This window comes from Actinoallomurus sp. CA-142502 (assembly GCF_050936355.1).
Classification (GTDB): Bacteria; Actinomycetota; Actinomycetes; order Streptosporangiales; family Streptosporangiaceae; genus Actinoallomurus; species Actinoallomurus iriomotensis.
Window position 1 is genome coordinate 8930255 of sequence record NZ_JBNJMY010000001.1, and the last position, 18395, is coordinate 8948649.

At 71.8% G+C, this 18395-nt stretch carries 17 protein-coding genes; 7 read left to right on the forward strand and 10 right to left on the reverse strand.

Annotated elements, in window-relative coordinates; translation table 11 throughout:
* Positions 1-3: 3 nt before the first annotated feature.
* Positions 4-2577 (forward strand): DUF4132 domain-containing protein, encoded by a 2574-nt coding sequence (locus ACQEV1_RS41625; RefSeq protein WP_433402069.1) that lies wholly within the window; start codon positions 4-6, stop codon positions 2575-2577.
* Positions 2578-2607: 30 nt separating this feature from the next.
* Here the strand turns inward: ACQEV1_RS41625 and ACQEV1_RS41630 are convergent, their stop codons facing one another.
* Positions 2608-2781, reverse strand: a complete 174-nt coding sequence (locus ACQEV1_RS41630) for a hypothetical protein (protein WP_433402070.1) — start codon at positions 2779-2781, stop codon at positions 2608-2610.
* Between the two features lie 129 nt (positions 2782-2910).
* On the opposite strand from ACQEV1_RS41630, the gene ACQEV1_RS41635 reads away from it, so the two are divergent.
* Positions 2911-3861, forward strand: a complete 951-nt coding sequence (locus ACQEV1_RS41635; RefSeq protein ID WP_433402071.1) for a trypsin-like serine peptidase — start codon at positions 2911-2913, stop codon at positions 3859-3861.
* Here the strand turns inward: ACQEV1_RS41635 and lanL are convergent.
* Positions 3856-6447, reverse strand: a complete 2592-nt coding sequence (gene lanL / locus ACQEV1_RS41640; protein WP_433402073.1) for a class IV lanthionine synthetase LanL — start codon at positions 6445-6447, stop codon at positions 3856-3858. The genes ACQEV1_RS41635 and lanL overlap by 6 nt on opposite strands.
* A 141-nt stretch (positions 6448-6588) precedes the next feature.
* A complete protein-coding gene (locus ACQEV1_RS41645) occupies positions 6589-6744 on the reverse strand; it encodes a hypothetical protein (RefSeq protein WP_285573865.1) in 156 nt (51 codons plus the stop codon).
* A 117-nt stretch (positions 6745-6861) separates the two neighbouring features.
* On the opposite strand from ACQEV1_RS41645, the gene ACQEV1_RS41650 reads away from it, so the two are divergent.
* Both ACQEV1_RS41650 and ACQEV1_RS41655 read left to right on the forward strand, forming a co-directional pair.
* Entirely contained in the window at positions 6862-7887 is a 1026-nt protein-coding gene (locus ACQEV1_RS41650) for an ATP-binding cassette domain-containing protein (protein ID WP_433402074.1), read from the forward strand.
* Entirely contained in the window at positions 7884-8738 is an 855-nt protein-coding gene (locus tag ACQEV1_RS41655) for an ABC transporter permease (RefSeq protein ID WP_285630674.1), read from the forward strand. The genes ACQEV1_RS41650 and ACQEV1_RS41655 overlap by 4 nt, the downstream gene beginning before the upstream one ends.
* On the opposite strand, the gene ACQEV1_RS41660 is transcribed toward ACQEV1_RS41655, so the two are convergent.
* A complete protein-coding gene (locus ACQEV1_RS41660) occupies positions 8722-9006 on the reverse strand; it encodes a F0F1 ATP synthase subunit A (RefSeq protein WP_433402075.1) in 285 nt (94 codons plus the stop codon). The genes ACQEV1_RS41655 and ACQEV1_RS41660 overlap by 17 nt on opposite strands.
* Before the next feature lie 29 nt (positions 9007-9035).
* Between ACQEV1_RS41660 and ACQEV1_RS41665 the strand changes: the two genes are divergently transcribed.
* Positions 9036-9770 carry a TetR/AcrR family transcriptional regulator gene (locus ACQEV1_RS41665; protein ID WP_433402077.1) on the forward strand — a complete coding sequence of 245 codons (735 nt, stop codon included), beginning with the start codon at positions 9036-9038 and terminating at the stop codon, positions 9768-9770.
* Positions 9771-9856: 86 nt separating this feature from the next.
* Positions 9857-10279, forward strand: coding sequence for a PPOX class F420-dependent oxidoreductase (locus ACQEV1_RS41670; protein WP_433402079.1), 423 nt, complete (start codon positions 9857-9859; stop codon positions 10277-10279).
* Here the strand turns inward: ACQEV1_RS41670 and ACQEV1_RS41675 are convergent.
* From ACQEV1_RS41675 to ACQEV1_RS41695, 5 genes are all read right to left on the reverse strand, one after another.
* Entirely contained in the window at positions 10276-10476 is a 201-nt protein-coding gene (locus ACQEV1_RS41675; RefSeq protein WP_433402081.1) for a hypothetical protein, read from the reverse strand. The two genes, ACQEV1_RS41670 and ACQEV1_RS41675, sit on opposite strands and share 4 nt — an antisense overlap.
* A gap of 75 nt (positions 10477-10551) precedes the next feature.
* On the reverse strand, positions 10552-12153 hold the full coding sequence (gene pruA / locus ACQEV1_RS41680; protein ID WP_433402082.1) for an L-glutamate gamma-semialdehyde dehydrogenase: 1602 nt from the start codon (positions 12151-12153) through the stop codon (positions 10552-10554).
* A 25-nt stretch (positions 12154-12178) separates the two neighbouring features.
* Positions 12179-13516: an MFS transporter gene (locus tag ACQEV1_RS41685; RefSeq protein WP_433402084.1), complete on the reverse strand. Its 1338-nt coding sequence runs from the start codon at positions 13514-13516 to the stop codon at positions 12179-12181.
* A gap of 11 nt (positions 13517-13527) precedes the next feature.
* Positions 13528-15093, reverse strand: coding sequence for an acyl-CoA synthetase (locus ACQEV1_RS41690; protein WP_433402086.1), 1566 nt, complete (start codon positions 15091-15093; stop codon positions 13528-13530).
* A 17-nt stretch (positions 15094-15110) separates the two neighbouring features.
* On the reverse strand, positions 15111-15890 hold the full coding sequence (locus ACQEV1_RS41695; protein ID WP_433402088.1) for an enoyl-CoA hydratase/isomerase family protein: 780 nt from the start codon (positions 15888-15890) through the stop codon (positions 15111-15113).
* Positions 15891-16006: 116 nt separating this feature from the next.
* Between ACQEV1_RS41695 and ACQEV1_RS41700 the strand changes: the two genes are divergently transcribed.
* Positions 16007-16900, forward strand: coding sequence for a LysR family transcriptional regulator (locus ACQEV1_RS41700; RefSeq protein ID WP_433402090.1), 894 nt, complete (start codon positions 16007-16009; stop codon positions 16898-16900).
* A gap of 223 nt (positions 16901-17123) precedes the next feature.
* Here the strand turns inward: ACQEV1_RS41700 and ACQEV1_RS41705 are convergent, their stop codons facing one another.
* The gene (locus ACQEV1_RS41705; protein ID WP_433406070.1) at positions 17124-18377 is read right to left on the reverse strand and encodes an MFS transporter; all 1254 of its coding nucleotides are present in this window, start codon (positions 18375-18377) and stop codon (positions 17124-17126) included.
* Positions 18378-18395 lie beyond the last annotated feature (18 nt).

The following is an 18395-nucleotide window of genomic DNA, read 5'->3' on the forward strand; positions in this document are numbered from 1 at the left end:
GGGGTGGAGCGCCCCATCCCCGAGGGCTACGTCGACGTCGTCCACGCACACCGCGCGGCACTGTGGCGGCTGGTGGACCAGGCGCGGATCGCGGCGAAAACCGGCGACTCGACGGCCCTTCGGGACACCGCCCAGGAGATTCGGCTCCGGCTCAAGCAGGGCGACGACCAGACGATCGGCAACCTCGCACCGCACGTGGACGACATCGTCGCGGAGCTCGACGAGCTCTACGACGCCGTCTTCCCGACCGGCCGGCCGGACGACATCACCGCCCTGCTGGCCGCGCCGTGGCCGACGGCTCACCGGAAGGCCCTGCTCGCCGCATACCTCGGGTGCGACGTCCGGCACCGGCTGGTGCTGGACGAGGTGGCGGAGCGGGCCATCGCCGCCGCCGACACGCACCTGCTGCGGATCCTCATTCTCACTCCGCTCGGCACCCTGGGCCGGGAGACGGTGGCGCGCGTTCTCGACCGGCTGCACCGGGCGGACGCCCTGGACGCCACCGTGGTCGAACAGGCCTTCACCGATGACCACTACCTCGGCTACGCCATTCTCGGCCGGTCACCGACCGGCGACCCGACCGGCCGGCCGCTGGCCTGCGCGGACGCCGTACGGGACCATGTGGACGCGCTGACCTGGCGACTCGTCTCCGCCCCGGTCCCGGCCGACTGGGACGAGTTGCCCAAGGTGCCGACGCCTCGTGGCCTGCGATTCGTGCGGGCGGCGCTGACCTGGCACGGTGACCAGCGCGTGGCCGACCATCTCGGCGTGGCCGAACTGACCGGCGAGGAACGCACCGCCCTGCTCGACCTGCTACGGGACCGGCCGGTGGAGGAGCAGCGCCAGGCGTTCGAGTGGCGGCTGCACGCGGGTGACGCCGACACGCTACTGCCGCTGTTCGGCCTGCAACGCGCCGCGCCGTTGCTGCGCCTGATCCGGGCGATGCCGGTCGGCGAGGCCACCCGTCACGACCGGGCCGTCCTCCTCGCCGCAATCGAGGACGCCGGCACGGACGCCGCCCGGCGCCTGCTGGAGCTCGTACCCAATGAACTGGTCTCCGCGGTCATGGGGTCGAACCGCGTCCAGGTGCTGAAACGCGTCAAGCACCACGCGCTGCAGGGCATCGCCGCGTTCGGCATGCTGCCCCTCGCCCCGGACGAAACGGTTCTGGACCGCTACCTGGCGTTGCGCGAGTCCGCGAAGAAGGGCGCCAAGCTCGGGCCCAACCGCAGGCACAGCCACGCCGCCGCGATCGCGGTCGCCCTCGACCATCTGGCGCAGGTGGCCGGCGTCGCGGACGCGAGCCGCCTCGAATGGGACTGCGAGGCGCGCATCGCCACCGAGACGCCTGCGGAGGTCGACGTCGGCGATTACCGGATCGCGTTGCGGTTCGACGGCGCCGACCCGACGATGACGGTCCGCCGGGCGGGCAGGGCACTGAAGTCGGTGCCGGCCGCCGTCCGCTCCGACCCCGGCTACCAGGGGCTGCGTGAGCATCAGGAACGACTGCGGGACCAGGCTCGCCGGATGCGGACCGGGCTGGTGGAGCGGCTGGTCGCCACCGCCGGGACGCTGACGCCGGACGAACTGGCCCGGCTACGGTCGCTGCCCGCCGGTGCGGCGATGCTGCCCGCGCTGCTCTGGCGGGACCGCGCGGGGACGATCGACCTGCTCGACCAGCTCGACACCACCGGTCCGGTCACCGCCGTGCACCCCGTCGAACTGCACGAGCGAGGAGTGCTCTCCCGCTGGCAGGCGGAGATCGTGCGGCGTCGGCTCCGCCAGCCGGTCAAGCAGGCGTTCCGTGAGTTGTACGTGCTCACTCCGGCGGAACGCGAGGCGGGCGACGTGTCGCGGCGGTTCGCCGGGCAGACGGTCGGCGGCGCGGTCGCGGGCCGGTTGCTGTCCGGCCGGGGCTGGTTCACCCACGGCGAGTACGACGACCACCAGGCGACCCGCGCCGTCGGAGACGGTCTCATCGCTGCGCTGCGCTGCGACTTCCACGGCTACTTCGGGCTGGGGGACGTCCTCGTCGGCGAGGTCCGCTTCCTGACCGGCGGCCACCGCGGCCCGGGCCGTTACGGCGCCCCGACCGGCTCGGGCAGCGTCGGCGGCACACCGGTGCCGCTGGCCGACGTGCCGCCGGCGGTTTTCTCCGAGGTCATGCGAGACCTGGACCTGGTGGTGTCGGTCGCCGGCACCGAGCCGGAGACATACCTGTCGCCGGCGCAGGCGGCCGGCCGGGCGCAGATACTCGCGGCGCTCATCGCCGACCTGGGGCCGGCCCGGGTCGCCGTCGAGGGAAACTCGGCCGTGGTGAGCGGCACCCGGGCGACCTACCGGGTGCATTTGACGAGCGGCAGCATCCACGTCGACCCGGGCGGCCACCTTTGCGTGGTGCCCGCCTCGTTCGGCGCCACGGCGCACCGGCGGCTGTTCCTGCCGTTCGCCGACGAGGACCGGATGACGAGCATCATCCTGAGCAAGGTGCTCCTGCTCGCCGAGGACGAGAAGATCAGCGACCCGTCCATCCTGGCCCAGCTCGCCTCCCTCACCGGCAAGGCCGAGGACGGCTGAGCGGTCCGCGGTCGGCCGGGACCCGGCGAGTCAGTGCACGGCGCGGGTGCCGCCGTGACGGCGGCCGATCCGGATTCCGCCGAACACCAGGTCGGCGATGAAGACCACGATCCCGATGATCAGCAGGAAGAAGAGGCCTTTCACCACCCACCCCGCGATGCCGAGTCCCACCGCCAGGAGGATGAGGGCCAAGAACAGCGCCATGTCGCGCCTCCTTACAAAGTCCCTGTTCAGGGACATACCCGCCGAATGACGTCCGTACGACCCGGACGCTGGGAACAGCGGACTCCGTTCCTCCCGGATCCGGCTCCGGTCCGTGATAGGCATCGGGACGTGAGACGCCTTGTACTGCGCACCATGGTGTCGTTGCCGATCCTCCTCGCCCCGACCGATCGCGTGGGAGCGGCGACGGCCGCCGGACCGGAGGAGGCGCGGGCTCCGGTGGCGGTCCGGGCTCCGCTCAGCGCCGGAGTGCTTCGGGCGATGGCCCGGAAGCGGGTGTCGGCCGACGCCGCCGTCGCCGATTACTGGACCGCCGATCGGATGGAAGCGGCCGACCATGTGCCGGGGGGCCGTCCTGATGCCGGTCGGCGGCTCCCGCCCGTACGGGCCGTGGATCAAAAGACGAGCACGGGTCGGATCACCAGCCGGACGGTGGGGAAGGTCTTCTTCCGGAGCTCCGCCAGCGGCCGGGACTACTCATGCTCCGCCGCGGCGGTCAGTAGCCCGTCCAGAAATCTGATCAGTACCGCGGGTCACTGCGTGTACAACCGGGACGGCGGCTGGCATCAGAACTGGGTGTTCGTTCCCTTCTTCGATCGCGGCCGGCGGCCGTACGGGATCTGGCGCGCGACCTGGCTGGCCGCCTTCACCGGCTGGGTGGGGCGGACGGAGCCGGGCCTCGACGTGGCCTTCGTGAAGGTGGCCGCCGCCGATGGCGGATCGCTGGTCGATGCGGTCGGCGGCAACGGGATCCGCGTCGGAGCCTCGTCTCGGACGCGGCGGCTGACGATCCTCGGGTATCCCTTCCTGCCGCCCTACCCCGGAGACCGGCAGTTCTCCTGTCAGGGCGTCACCGTGCCGGCCGGGCGCCGCCTGCGGATGGCGTGTCCGCTGACCACCGGTGCCAGCGGAGGCCCGTGGCTGGAGGATTTCGACGCGGCGACCGGCCGGGGCTACATCGGCGGAGTGACCACCAACACCGACCTGGCCAACACCTCGTTGTGGAGCCCGGACTTCGATGACGGAGTGTGGGCCTTGTACCGCTACGCCGATCGGCTATAGGGCCACGGGGTCCAGCCACAGCCGCGGCGAGCCGGGGTCACGGAGCCGGCGCAGGAAGGTCAGCACGCCCGCGGTGCCGGTCGACCAGCTCCCGCTGCTGCCGTGGAGCGAGGTGTCGGGGAAGACGGGGGCGTCGGCCGGCCCGCCGGCCCTGTCGAGGATCAGGTCGGCGACCCGGTGCGCCTGGCCGAGGTACGTCTCGTCTCCCGTCAGCTGGACGAGGTCGAGGAAGAACTCCCCGATTCCGGCCAGCCCGCAGCACTGTGTGAGCGCGTACATGCGCGGCGCGAGATCGCGGCAGGCCGCGGCCGCTTCGCGGGCCAGATCCAGATGACCGTCCGCGCCGAGCTCGTGGGCGGCCCGTACGAGTGTCGCGCCGATCCCGGCGAGTCCCTGGCAGAACGACGCGTGCATCGGCTTGGCCGAGGGGGACCTGGCGGCGTCGATCAGTGGCACCACATGCTGGGCGAGCAGGTCGCATCGCTTGCGCAGGGCGGGTTCGACGGCGTCGCCCGTCGCGACCACCCGGTAGGTGAGCAGGAAGTGCACGATCCCGGCGAGGCCGTGCGAGAAACCCAGGGTGCGCGACACCTGCGCGCAGTCGGCGTAGTCGGGCGTCTCCTCGGTCAGGGCCGAGTCGCTCGCGAGGAGCCGTGCCGCGCACTCCGCGGCGAGGTCCCTGCGGCGGGCGTCATCGGTGAGCCGCCACGCCAGCAGTTGCCCGGTGCCGATGCCCGCCAGGCCGTTGTGCTGATCGTCCGCGGTCACGCGGGAGAGCACCGGCCGGGCCATGGGCTCGGCGAGGGAGACCAGGATGTCGTCGTCCAGCGTGATGCCGGCCGCGGCGAGGAAGACGGCGATGCCCGTGTCGCCCGTGTAGAACGCGGGCCGGCCGTGGCGCAGGGTCCGCTGCCCGCTGGTCCAGTAGGCCAGGGCCCGCGCCAGGTCCTGAGCGGGCCCGTGGTGCAACAGCTCCATGCCGATGCCGGCGCCGCCGCGGTAGACGTTGACGGGGCTGGCCACGATGCCGCCGGTGAGATCCGTGCCGGCCATGAGCCGGACGGCGTACCGTGAGACCTCCGTGACGCTGTGCTCGATCGCCGTGTTCAGCCGACGGGTCCGCTCGGCGGCGGACCGTACAGGGGCATGCGAGGAGGGCGGGACCGCGGGTTCGCCGCGGAAGCGGCCCGAGCGGATCGCGTCCGCCGCCATCCGCCGTCGTCCGGTGTCGGCGGCCAGCAGCCCGAGGATCGTGTCGCTGATTCCGCCACGCCCGTCCAGGACGGCGGCGGCGCGCTCGGTGTCGTGGTTGTACGGATCGTCGGTGAGCCAGGTCGGCGGCAGGCCCGTCGCGGCGTAGAAAAGTGTGGCGCCCAAGGAGTAGTAGTCGGCCTCCACGGTGGCCGGCTCGTCGCGTTCTTGCTCGGGCGGGCTGTAGCCGGGGGTCCACCCGAACATCTGCGGGCCCTCGACATGGCTGATCTCGAAGTCGACCAGGCAGGGACGGCCCGTGGCGCCGTCGAGAACGATGTTGGTCGGGCCGACGTCGCGTACCAGCACCCCTCGCTCATGCACCTGGTCGAGGAGCGCACCCAACGCGGCGGCCAGCCGGGGAAGGCTCCGGCCGCGTGGCGCCGGGTCGGCGGTGTAGAGCCCGTTCTCGGCGACGTCCCGGCCGAGCGCCAGCGCGCCCATGTCGGTGATGGCGAGATATTCGCGGTCGCCGTGCCGGAAGTGGTCGACCACCGTGGGTATCCCGTCGAGGCCGCGCAGCTTCTCCAGCACGTACCGCTCGTTGCGCAACCGAGCCCGCGAGTCGCGTCCCCGGGAGTCCTCGTTGACGAAGGCCCGCGCCTCCTTGATGATCACTTCCCGGTCTCCGGCGAGGTCGACCGCTCGGTACACGACGCCCTTGCCGTTGCGGGTCAGCGCCCGGACCACCTCATAGCGCCCGCCGAGCATGGCCGCCCCGGCCTCGCCGGCGCGCTCGACGGCGGCGGCGGCGAAAGGGTCGGGGGCCCACGGAGGCTGCCAGAAGGATTCGCCCGCGGCGCCCGGTGACGTCCGGCCGTCCGGGCCGGTGACGACGAGTTCCAGGTCGCCATCGTCGTTGTCGGCGTAGGTCGCGCGGAAGGGCCCGTACCGGTAGTAGACGGGGGCGTCCGGCGCGACGCGACGGTCGCTGTAGACGCGGGGCCCCTCCAGCCCGGCGAGGTCGGCGGCGAGCCGACGGGCCAGATCCACCACATCGGCTTCGTCGGCATAGATCGTCACGGCCTTACCGATCGAGCCGGGATGGTTGTTGGAGGAGTTGAGGTCCCGCAACAGCGGGCCGGACCTGATGACCTTGAAGTGGCAGGGAACGGACAGCAGCGCGGGCAGGCTCCGCCGGAGCGTCTCCAGCAGCGTCACGGGGCGCGCGGCCAGGTGGATCTTCCAGCCCTGCGGTGGAAGCCGGAACCCCGGATCCTCGACGACGAGCCACATGCCGTTCGGGTGGTGCGGCCGGGAGTGCCCGGCGACCGACTCGGCCAGTGCGGCACGGACGGCTTCCTCTTGGGGCCCGAGGGCGGTGTCGATGGGCATGTTCGCCGGCCTTCCCGCTCGATACTCCTCGCCGGCGCACGGCCGGTCCGTGAAAAGCCCGAGGGACCATCACGTTCGATGGCCCCTCGGCCGCCCGGCGGTCAGAGCACGCTCGCCGCGGGCGTCAGCACGGTCGCCCGGTCAGGCCTGGGTGCTGAAGTCGTCGCACAGCTTGGTCATCCCCCAGTGACACACCGTGCAGCTGTTGGCCTGGAACTCCGGCGCCTCCGACGGTACGGCGGCCAGGGACTCCGGCTCGATCACACCGGCGTCGCGGGGTTCGGTCAGCGTAAGCATGCTCTCCTCCTTGGTCACTCTCTGTCATGGAATGCATGCACAGAGTAACATAACGGTGCTGGACGGCAATAGAAGGCGACGTTCGAGCACCACGCACCATGAACCATGGGAGATCAGATGACCACCCGTTTGCCCCCCGGCGACAGCCGGTCCGCTCCCGGCAGCGAGGACACCGGATCCTCGCCGAGCGCCGCGGCGGCGGTGCCGGTCATCCACGCTCGTGGCCTGGCCAAGTCCTATCCGGAGGGGCCCGCCGTACGAGGGATCGACCTGACCGTTCCGGCCGGTCAGACGTTCGGTTTCCTCGGCCCCAACGGCGCCGGGAAGACCACCACCATCGCGATGCTGTGCACACTGACGGCGCCGTCCGCCGGACGGGCCCGGGTCGCCGGCCATGACGTGACCACCGACGCGCACCAGGTACGGCGCCATATCGGGCTGGTCTTCCAGGACACGACTCTCGACCAGGGGCTCACCGCCTGGGAGAACCTCCGTTTCCACGCGCGTCTTCACGGCGTCCCGGCATCCACCGCCCAGACACGTGCGCGGGAGCTGCTGGACCTGGCCGGCCTGAGCCACCGGCGCGACTCCCTCGTGGGGACCTTCTCCGGCGGTATGAAACGCCGCCTGGAGATCGTGCGCGGTCTCATGCATCGACCCCGTGTGCTGTTCCTGGACGAACCGACCATCGGCCTCGATCCGCAGACACGCGCCCAGATCTGGGACCACCTGCACCGGCTACGGCGCCAAGAGGGGATCACGCTCTTCCTGACGACGCACTACCTGGATGAGGCCGAGCACTGCGACCGCATCGCCATCATCGACGACGGCCAGATCATCGCCGAGGACACCCCTGCGGCGCTCAAGACCGTCATCGGCGCGGACCGCGTCGAACTCCGCACGAACGACGACCGGGCCGCCACCGCGCAACTGCGCGACCGGTTCGGCCTCGACGCCGTCGCCGACGGCGACTCCCTGTGGCTCCGTGTCGAAGACGGTGCCGCCTTCGTGCCCCGCATGTGCTCGGCCCTCACCGTGGCGATCCGATCGGTCACCGTCACGCGACCGAGCCTCGACGACGTGTTCTTCCACTACACCGGACGCACCATCCGCGAGACCGACCAGCCGGAGGCCGGGCGATGAACGTACCGGCACCCGCTCTGGCCGCCCCCCGGGCCGCCCGGCGGCTCACCGGCGAGCTGGCCGCCCTGCTGGTGATCTGGCAACGCGACATGCTGCACTACCGCCGCGACCGATTCAAGATCCTCGTCACCGTGCTCCAGCCGATCATGATGCTCACGGTCCTGGGCGCGGGCCTGGCCTCGCTGCTGCCCGCCACCCCCGGAGGCGCCGACTACCGGACCTTCCTGTTCCCGGGCATGTTGATGATGACGGTTCAAGCCCCGGCCATCTCGGCCGGTGTCGCGCTGGTGACCGACCGGCAGTCGGGCTTTCTCCGTGAGATCGTCATGGCCCCCGTACGCCGGGAGACCGTGCTCATCGGCCGATGCCTGGGAGGCGCCAGCATCGCCACCTGCCAGGGCGCCCTGCTCCTGCCGCTGGCCGGGATCGCCCGGCTGCCCTACGACCCGATCACGCTCGCCCTCCTGCTGGGCGAAATGGTGATCAACGCGTTCATGATGACCGCGCTCGGTGTCCTGCTCGCCATAGCGATCACCCGCACCGAGTCCTTCTACGCCGTACTGAGCATCGTCACGATGCCGCTCATCTTCCTGTCCGGAGCGATGTTCCCGGTGAGCGGCCTGCCCGGCTGGCTGTTCTCCGCGGTCCTGGTCAACCCGGTGAGCTACGCCGTCGACGCGCTCCGCCGTACGACCGTCGCCCGCCTGCCGGGCCCCGTACCCGCGACGCTGTTCGACGGACCCCGGTGGGGCGGCTGGCGTCCACCCGTGCTCCTCGAACTGGCATGCATCGTCGTGGCGGGCGTCGCGATGCTCGCCCTGGCGAGCCGCCGCTTCAGCCGGAACCCTTGACGGGGGCCCGGCACGCGTCGCCGATGGAGTAGGCGGCGATCAGGGTGAACACGTACGCCTGCACGGCCTGGACGAACACCTCCAGGGCGGTCACGACGACCGTGAAGGCGACGCCGACGACGCCGACGGGCACACCGAGCGGCGTCGGCGCCTGGATGAGGAAGTGGTAGCCGACCGTCGCGAAGAGAGCCACAAGCAGATGGCCGGCGAACATGGTGGCGAACAGCCGCACGGCATGCGTGAACGGCCGCAGGACGAACGTGGACAAGAACTCCAGCCCGCCATCCAGCGGTCGCCTTGGGCGCCCATCATCGGCCGGGCGATCTGGTCGCGGACGAACAGGTAGGCCAGCTCGCCGAGATTCTGCATCCGGCCGGGCACGAGCGCCGGCCGGGCGAACGCCGGGACGCCGAGGGCCTGGCCGCTCTGTCCATGCGACGGCTGGCGGCCGACCTGGACGCCGGCCCGATGTCGCCGTACTCCTACATCACCGGCAAGGACGAGCTCATCGAACTGATGGTCGACGCCGTCACCGCCGAGTTCCTCCGCCCGGACGGTACGGCGCGCGGCGACTGGCGGGGCGAGGTACGCGGCCTGGCGGACCGCATGCGGTCGGCCATGCACCGCCACCCCTGGCTGGCGGAACTCGGCCTACGGCGCCAGGCCGCCAGCCCCAACCGGATCCGGCTCTTCGAGCAGGTCCTCGGCGTCCTGGACGATCTGGGGCTGAGCATGGACGCGATGCTCACCACCATGAGCATGATCTTCGTCCACGTCCACGGGTTCGTGCAGATCGAACTCGCCGATCAGGAGGGTCAGAGACGCACCGGCGCGGACCTCGCCGACTGGATGCGGCGGCAGGTCCCGTACATCGAATCGGTCATCGGCGGCGGCGAGCACCCGATGTTCGCCCGGATGACCGCGGAGGCCGGCCGTACTCTGACCGGATTCGACGACCGCTGGGACTACGCACTGGAACGCCTGCTGAACGGCGTCCAAGGTTCGGCCGCGAAGCCGCCGGGCCGCCCGTGAGACCGCTTCTCGTGGGTAGGGCAGCGGACGAGACCCGTCGCACGGATCGGCCGGCGGGGTCCGTCACCAGGTGAAGGAGAGAGATCATGTCGAAGCCGCCCCTCCCCGAGTCCGCGGTCACCATGCTCGAGAAGGCCAACCCGGCGGTCATCGCCACCCTGCGGTCCGACGGTCAGCCGGTGTCCACGGCCACCTGGTACCTCTGGGACGACGGCCGGGTGCTGATCAACATGGACGAGGGCCGCAAACGGCTCGACCACATCCGGGGTGATCAGCGGGTCTCGCTGACGGTCCTCGACGGTGACGACTGGTACAACCACGTCACCCTGATCGGGCACGTCGCCGAGACGCGCGACGACGAGACCCTGGCCGACATCGACCGGCTGTCCCAGCACTACACGGGCCGGCCGTACCCGCAGCGCGACCGCGGCCGGGTCAGCGCCTGGATCGAGGTCGACCGCTGGCACGGCTGGGGCGGCTTCAAGGACAGCTCCCAGGCGGGCGGCTAGCACACCTCGCCGCGGTCCTGGCGCGGGCGGACCAGGACGACCAGTGCCGGCACCGCCAGAGCCAGGGCCGCGAGCATGACCAGGGCCATCGGCAGTGAGCTCCGCTCGCCGAACAGACCGACCAGCGGGGGCGCCGTCGAGCCCGAGCTCGTGGCCGGCCTCGGTGAGGACCGCGAGCGCATCGTCGCGGCCCTCACCGTCCTCTCCGAGACCTTGGAAACGGCGACGGACCGTACGGCGCTGAGCGGCTCAGCGCCGAGGCCGGTGACGGATCACCTCGGCGGGCAGAAGGTCTCCTTGATGGTGCGGGGGCTCACCCAGCGCAGCAGGTTGTAGACCGAACCGGCCTTGTCGTTGGTACCCGACGCCCGCGCGCCGCCGAAGGGCTGCCGGCCGACGACCGCCCCGGTCGGCTTGTCGTTGACGTAGAAGTTCCCGGCGGCGAACCGCAGCACCCGGCTCGCGCGCTGCACGGCCGCCCGGTCGTTCGCGATCACCGAACCGGTGAGCCCGTAGTCCGAACCGGTGTCGATCCGGTGCAGCACCTGCTCGAAGTCGGCGTCGTCGTAGACGTGCACCGCGAGGATCGGCCCGAAGAACTCGGTGGTGAACACCTCGTGCGCGGGATCGTCGCCGACCACGACCGTGGGACGGACGAAGTAGCCGTTCGAGCCGTCCGCCGTACCGCCGGCGAGCACCTTGAGCGAGGGCGCCTCGTGGATGTCGCGCAGGACGCCGGTGAGCCGGTCGAAGGAACGCCGGTCGATGACCGCGCCCATGAACGTGCCGGGGTCGGCGACGTCGCCGACCGTCAGCGACTCGGTCTCGGCGGCCAGGTCGTCGCCCATCCGGGCCCACACCGAACGCGGGACGAAGGCACGGGAGGCGGCCGAGCACTTCTGCCCCTGGTACTCGAAGGCGCCGCGGAGCAACGCGGTGCGCAGGACGTCCGGGTCGGCCGACGTGTGCGCGACGACGAAGTCCTTGCCACCCGTCTCACCGACCAGCCGCGGGTAGCCGTGGTAGTCCCCGATGCGGGCCCCGACCTGCGACCACAGCCGCCGGAACGTCGCGGTGGATCCGGTGAAGTGGATGCCGGCCAGCGACGGGTCGGCCAGGGCCACCTCCGAGACGGCCAGGCCGTCACCGGTCACCAGGTTGATCACTCCGGGCGGCAGGCCGGCCTCCTCCAGCAGGCGCATCGTCAGGTGGGCGGCCAGTCCCTGCGTGGGCGACGGCTTCCACACCACCGTGTTGCCCATCAGCGCCGGCGCGGTCGGCAGGTTGGCCGCGATGGAGGTGAAGTTGAACGGGGTGATCGCGTAGACGAACCCCTCCAGCGGGCGATGGTCGAACCGGTTCCAGGCGCCGGACCCGCTGAGCGGCTGTTCGGCGTACACCTGCGCGGCGAAGTGCGCGTTGAACCGCCAGAAGTCGGCCAGCTCGCACGCCGCGTCGATCTCGGCCTGGACGGCGGTCTTGGACTGGCCGAGCATGGTCGCCGCGTTGATGGTGTCGCGCCACGGCCCGCACAGCAGGTCGGCGGCGCGCAGCAGGACCGCGACCCGCTCGTCGAACGGCGTGTCCCGCCAGTCCCGGGCGGCCCGCAGCGCGGCGGACACGGCGGCCCGGGCGTCCTCGTGCGTGGCGTTGGCGGTGGTGCCGAGCACCCGCGCGTGGTCGTGCGGGGCGACGACGTCGAACCGCTCGCCACCGGCCATCCGCTGTTGGCCGTCGATCGTCGAGGTCAGCTCGTACCGCCGGTCGGCGATTTCCTTGAGCCTGGCGGTCAGGCTCATCCGCTCCGGCGTCCCGTGGGCGTACTCCCGCACGGGCTCGTTGCGGGGCACGGGCGGACGGGTGATCGCGTCCATGATCTTCTCTTTCCTTGGTCGCCGGTCAGGCGGAGACGGGTTCGGTGCCCGAGGGCGTCTCGCGTACGGTGTCGCGGCCGAGGGACAGGTCGCGGGTCTCGCGGAACGCCAGCAGCACCACGAGGGTGGACACCACGGCGATGGACATCAGGTACACGCCCGGGGCGAGAGAGCTGCCCGTGGCCGAGACCAGCCCGGTCGCCACGAACGGTGCGGTGCCGCCGCAGAGCACGTACGCGGCGGTGTAGCCGATCGCCGATCCGCTGGCCCGCAGCCGGGCGGGGAACATCTCCACGAGCGCCGGCACGTTCGAGCTGCCGATCACCGCGACCAGCACGGCGAGCAGGGACGTGCCGACGATCGCCCCGGTGAGATCGGCCCTCATGAGCGCGAACGCCGGAAGCGGCGCGACCACGAACCCGGCACAGGCGATCAGCAGCATCGGCTTGCGGCCGAAGCGGTCGCTGGCCGCGGCCGCGAACGGGCAGGCGATGCTGTAGGCGAGCATCGAGATCACGTTCGTCAGCTGGGCCTCGCTCTTGGCGTAGCCGAGCTCCTCCGACATGTACGCGATCATGTAGCTGCTCATCAGGTAGTACCCGATCGCGTTCGTGATGCTGTACCCGAACAGCGTGGCGATCTGCCGGCCGCACCGCCGTACGGCGTCGCGCAGGGGCGTCTGCGCGATGTCGTCCCGGCGTTCCAGCGCCTGGAACACCGGCGTGTCCTCGACGCGGGACCGCAGGTACAGGCCGATCAGGCCGAGCGGCGCGGCCAGCAGGAACGGGATCCGCCAGCCCCAGCTCTGCAACGCGGACGTGCTCAGCGCGGAGGTGAGCAGGAAGCCGAGGCCGGAGCCCGCCACGCTGGCCAGCCCGACGGTGACCGGGACGGCCGACGCGAACCGCGCGCGCCGCCCGTCGGGCGCGTACTCCATGATGAACGCCGACGCGCCGGTGTACTCACCGCCGGTCGAGAAGCCCTGCACGCATCGCAGCAGGAACAGCAGGATCGGCGCCGCCACGCCGATCATCGCGTACGTCGGCAGCAGCCCCACGAGGAAGGTCGCGCCGCTCATCGCCAGCACGGTCAGGGCCAGCATGCGGTTGCGGCCGATCCGGTCGCCGTACCGGCCGAAGAACGCGGCGCCGAGCGGGCGGGCGATGAACCCGCCCGCGAAGATCGCCCAGGTGGCGAGCAGCGCCGCGGTCCGGTCGTAGGTGGGGAAGAAACGCCCGGCGATCGTCGCGGACATCACGGCGTAGGCGGCCGAGTCGAACCATTCGACGAAGTTGCCGATCGCGGAGGACAGGATGACCGTCCGGCGGATCGCACGCGCGTCCGCCGCTGGAACGAGAGTCATGAGCGGTCTCCTCAACCGATGCCGGGTCGGTGGCCTGCGTCGCGTTGACGCAGTTCGGCGCGCCGGATCTTGCCGGTCGCCGAGCGGGGCAGGTCGTCGACGAACTCCACGAGCCGCGGGTAGGCGAACCGGGAGTGGGCCGCCTTGGCGTATTCACTGATCTGCCGGGCGAGCTCGTCGCTCGGCCGGTGGCCCGGTGCGAGCTGTACCCACGCCTTGACGACCTGGCCGCGCACCGGATCGGGCACGCCGACGACCCCCACGTCGCGCACCGCCGGGTGGGCCCGCAGCGCCTCTTCGACCTCGTACGGCCCGACGCGGTAGCCGGAGGTCTTGATCACGTCGTCGGTGCGGCCGAGGAACCAGTAGTAGCCGTCCTCGTCGGCCACGGCCTGGTCCTTGGTGTGGAACCAGTCGCCGCCGAAGACCTCGGCGGAGTCCTCCGGCCGCTCCCAGTACCCCAGCGGGAACTGCGGGTTGCTGCGGGACCGCAGGCAGACCTCCCCCGGCTCTCCGCAGGGTACCGGCCGTTCGTGCTCGTCGAGCAAGGCGACGTCCCAGCCCGGCAGGGGGCGGCCCATCGAGCCCTCCTTGACCGGTACGCCCGGGAAGTTGCCGATGAGCGGATAGGACTCGGTCGACCCGTAGTAGTCCAGCGGGGTGATGCCGAACTGGTCGCGGAACCAGGAGATCAGGTCCGCGGTGAGCGGCTCGTTCGAACAGCACACCACCCGCAGCGACTGCGGGTGCCGCCGCCCAGCGTCGGGCACGTCGGCGCGCATCTTGCGCAGGAAGGTGGGGTTGACCAGCGCGGTGGTGACCTTGTTACGGGACATCGCGGCGAGCAGCCCGGCCGGGTCGAAGCCTCCCGCCGGACGGTAGACCAGGTGGACCGCGCCCGCGCGCAGCGGCCCCATGAGCTTGGCCATGGACCAGGCCCAGTCGCCGGCGCCGTAGAACACGTCGCCCGGCCGCAGGTCGTGGCAGTAGCGGAACTCGTTGTGCCCGAGCAGCGTGCGGTGCGCGTGTACGATCCCCTTGGCCGCACCGGTGGTGCCGGACGTGTAGAAGATCAACGCCGGGTCGTCGGCGGCCGTGTCGGCGTCGTCGAAGCTCGCCGGCAGCGTGTCGATCGCGGGGTCGTCCACGTCGACGACCACGCCCCCGAAGTCCCCGGCACGGTGCACCGCGCCCGGCTCGGTGACCAGCACGCCGGTGCCCGAGTCGGCGAGCCGGTAGCGGATCGGCTCGTCGGCCCACAGCAGCGACATGGTCACCAGCACGGCCCCGGTCCGCAGCACGCCGAGGTAGACCGCCGGCGTGTCCGGCCGCTGGGGCAACATGACGGCGACGCGGTCGCCGGGCCGGACGCCCAGCCCCCGCAGATGGGTGGCCACCCGCCGCGACCGGTCCTGCACCTGCCCCCAGGTGACCTCCTGGCGCGCCCCCGTGTGGTCCTCGTAGATCAGCGCGAGGTCGCCGCGCTCGTGCCGGTCGGCGACGTCGACGGCCATGTTGTACCGTTCCGGCACCTCCCAGCGGTGTCCGTCCCGCATCCGGGTGTAGGTGTCATTCATCCCTGACGCTCCCCTGCTCAGCGGCGACGGCCGGCGAGGAACCGGGCCATCTCCCGCTGGGGCTCGCCGCTCGCGTACGCCGCGGCGTGCACCTTCTTGGCGGCCCGTACGGCGGCGGCGAGCGCGTCGTCGTCCAGCTCGCGCAGCCGTCCCTTGGTCAGCGCCAGCGCGCCCGGCGGCAGCGCGGCGAGCTCGCGGGCCTGCTCGACGGCGGAGGTCAGCACCTGCTCGGCGTCCACCAGGCGGGTCAGCAGGCCGAGCCGCTCGGCCTCGGTGCCGTCGACGAGCCGGCCGGTGAGGGCCAGCTCCGCCGTCCTGGCCCGTCCGAGGACGTCCCACATCGCCCAGATGCCGGTGATGCTCGGGATTCCGGACAGCACCTCCGGCTGCCCCATCCGCACGTCCCGGTGCCCGACGCGCAGGTCGGCCAGCAGCGCGAACTGGAACCCCGAGCCGGCGGCCACCCCGTTCACGGCGGCGATGGTCGGCTTGTCGAGGTCGCGGACGGCCCGGTAGAGCCGGTCGAATCCGTCGATCCACGCGTCGGAGGCCGCGTGGTCGTCCGGGTCGATCCCCGCGGTCTCCTTGAGGTCCTGGCCGGCGCAGAACGCGCGGCCCGCGCCGGTCAGCACGACGGCGCGCACGTCCGGGTCCGCACCGGCCTTCGCGAGCGACTCGATCAGCAGGTCCCGCATCCGCGCGGTCCAGGCGTTCAGCTTCTCCGGGCGGTTCAACGTGATCAGCGCGACGGGTCCGTCACGGTCGAGCAGCACCGAGTTCGCTTGATCATCAGTCATGTGGGTTCCTCCCGGCTTCATGTGGAAGACATTTGCCGGGATACAAACAGGGAGAGCGCCGAACAGGCCAACATCAATAACGACCGGCCGTCATATCGGAACGATATGATTCGGCGGTGGAGCTGCGACATCTGCGCTACTTCGCGGTCCTCGCCGAAGAACTCCACTTCGGTCGCGCCGCCGAGCGCCTGCACATGGCACAGCCCCCGTTGTCCCAGCGCATCCGCGATCTCGAACGCGAACTCGGCGTCACGCTCTTCGACCGGACCCGGCACCGGGTGACGCTGACCGAGGCCGGCGCGCTGCTGCTCGAACACGCCCGCCCGATCCTGGACGGCACCGAGGCGGCCCGTGAGGCGATGCGCCGCATCCGGCCGGGCGCCTCCGGGGTGCTCCGCGCCGGGGTGCCACCCGACACGGCGCCGCGCACGCTCCAGACCCTCGTGACGGCGTTCACCGAACGCGTCCCCGACGTCCTGGTCGAACTCCACGAGCTGACCACCGAGACACAGCTCGGCAGGCTGCGTGAAGGCGAACTGGACGCGGGTCTCGTACGGCACCCGTGCGACACTGTGGGCCTGGCGTCGGGCCCGGTGGTGCACCGGAGGCTGGGAGTGGTCCTGCCGGAACGCCACCCCGCGGCCGATCAGGAGCTCGTACGGCTCCGGGTCCTCAACGGCTCACCGCTGGTGATCTTCCCCCGCGAGATGGCGCCCCGGCTGTACGACCACATGCTGGCGGCCTGCCGCGACAACGGCTTCCTGCCGGGCGCCATCCGCCATGCCCGCAACCCCGACTTCGTCCTCGGCCTGGTGCTGGCCGGGTTGGGGGTCCATCTGAACGAACCCCCGGCGGGCGCCCTCCCCGCCGGCCTGGTCTGGCGGCCGATCGACGAGCCGCGGCTCACCTGGTCGACGTCGGCGGTGTGGCGGCCGGCGCAGTCCGGCGACGCGGTCGCCGCCTTCGCCGACGCCGCCCTCGAGGGCCTGCGCGCGGCCGACCACACCTGACCTCAGGGAGCCACCGGCGACCGGGTGCCGAAGATGCCGGGCAGCCCGCGACCATGGCGCTCCTTGACCCCAGCTAAAGAACGGCGGCGTTCAAAGCGTCCGCAGGATGCTCTCCGGCTCGCTCGACCCGGCCGCATCGAGCAGGACATCGACGGTCTGCGGTCACCGCCGCATCCGCCCAGGCCGGTACCGCCTCCTCCATCGCTGACGGGCGGCCGCGCGGTCAGCGGTCGGCGTAGACCTCGGGGGTGCGCGGCGCCGTATCACCGGCGGCGAATCCGCTGAGGCGCAGCAGCACCGGCGTGAGGACGAACAGGGCGGCGGCCAGGGCAGCGACGGCGACCATCGCCCCGCGCAGTCCCGCGGCGTCGGCCCACGCGCCGACGTACACGGGCCCGAGAAGGAAGCCGAGGTAGGAGACGGTGCTGACGATGGACGTCGCGCGCCCCCGGTAACGCTCCTCGACGTTGCGCGAGACGACGCCGACGAGCGTGGGAAAGAGCACGGCGGTTCCGGCGCCGGCGAGCACGAGCCCCAGCGCGGCGACGAACAGGGTCGGGGCGCTCGCGATGACGAGCGCGCCGCCGGCGGCGGCCAGCGCGCCGATGAGGATGACGGACCGGGCATGGGCGGTCTTGAGGCCCCCGACGGAGAACCGCGTGATCGCCACGGTTCCCGCGAAGACGGCGGGCGCCACGGTGGTGAGCCAGGCTCCGGCCTTCAGCTCGTCCTGGGCGAAGACCGCGCTCCAGCTCTGGTGGGCGTTCTCGCTCGCGAACGCCAGTGCCCCCAGCACGCCGATGATCAGCAGCGGCGCGAGCCGGCCGCTCCGGGCGGGCGCCGGCGCCTCGTCGTCGCCCTCGTCGTCGGGGGGCACGCCGCGCGAGACCGCCGCGAACATGGCGGCCCCGGCGACCAGGCAGAGAACCGCCACCGCGATGAACGGCACGGCGAGCGGCCAGGAGGCGGCGGAGGTGATCCCCGCGCCGAGGCTGGTCAGGACCACGAAAGTGGAGAAGACGCCGTGCACCCGGGTGATGACCGGCCGTCCGGCGTTCTTCTCGGCGCGTCCGGCCACCGCGTTCATCGTCACGTCGGCCGCGCCGCTGGAGGCGCCCGCGACCCCGAGGCCGACGCACAGGCTCGGCAGGTTCACCGCGGTCAGGGCCAGGCCGGCGCCGACCACGCCGAGCAGGGCGATCGCGCCGGCGGCGACGTTCAGCCCCCAGCGGTCGAGCGCCCGGCCCGCCAGCAACATCGCCGGCAGGGCGCCGGCGCCCACGAACAGGAGGGCGAACCCCAGCTGGCCGTCGGTGACCTCGGCCTGGTGCTGCACCCGGGGTACCGAGGCCCCCCACACACCCCAGAACGAACCAAAGGCGGCGAAGGCGACGAACGCGGAGACGACCAGGTTGCGTGACCCGTTGATGGAGGCTCCTTCTGACCCTGCTCGGCAGTGCGACGGCGATCTTCGCAGGGGCGATCCGGCTACGCA

What these genes read in the sequence shown, in the direction of transcription:
- ACQEV1_RS41630 (WP_433402070.1), bottom strand. Translation starts at nt 2,781, where the DNA reads ATGGCGCTGTTCTTGGCCCTCATCCTCCTGGCGGTGGGACTCGGCATC.
- ACQEV1_RS41690 (WP_433402086.1), bottom strand. Translation starts at nt 15,093, where the DNA reads ATGAATGACACCTACACCCGGATGCGGGACGGACACCGCTGGGAGGTG.
- lanL (WP_433402073.1), bottom strand. Translation starts at nt 6,447, where the DNA reads ATGCCCATCGACACCGCCCTCGGGCCCCAAGAGGAAGCCGTCCGTGCC.
- ACQEV1_RS41650 (WP_433402074.1), top strand. Translation starts at nt 6,862, where the DNA reads ATGACCACCCGTTTGCCCCCCGGCGACAGCCGGTCCGCTCCCGGCAGC.
- ACQEV1_RS41645 (WP_285573865.1), bottom strand. Translation starts at nt 6,744, where the DNA reads ATGCTTACGCTGACCGAACCCCGCGACGCCGGTGTGATCGAGCCGGAG.
- pruA (WP_433402082.1), bottom strand. Translation starts at nt 12,153, where the DNA reads ATGGACGCGATCACCCGTCCGCCCGTGCCCCGCAACGAGCCCGTGCGG.
- ACQEV1_RS41655 (WP_285630674.1), top strand. Translation starts at nt 7,884, where the DNA reads ATGAACGTACCGGCACCCGCTCTGGCCGCCCCCCGGGCCGCCCGGCGG.
- ACQEV1_RS41695 (WP_433402088.1), bottom strand. Translation starts at nt 15,890, where the DNA reads ATGACTGATGATCAAGCGAACTCGGTGCTGCTCGACCGTGACGGACCC.
- ACQEV1_RS41685 (WP_433402084.1), bottom strand. Translation starts at nt 13,516, where the DNA reads ATGACTCTCGTTCCAGCGGCGGACGCGCGTGCGATCCGCCGGACGGTC.
- ACQEV1_RS41670 (WP_433402079.1), top strand. Translation starts at nt 9,857, where the DNA reads ATGTCGAAGCCGCCCCTCCCCGAGTCCGCGGTCACCATGCTCGAGAAG.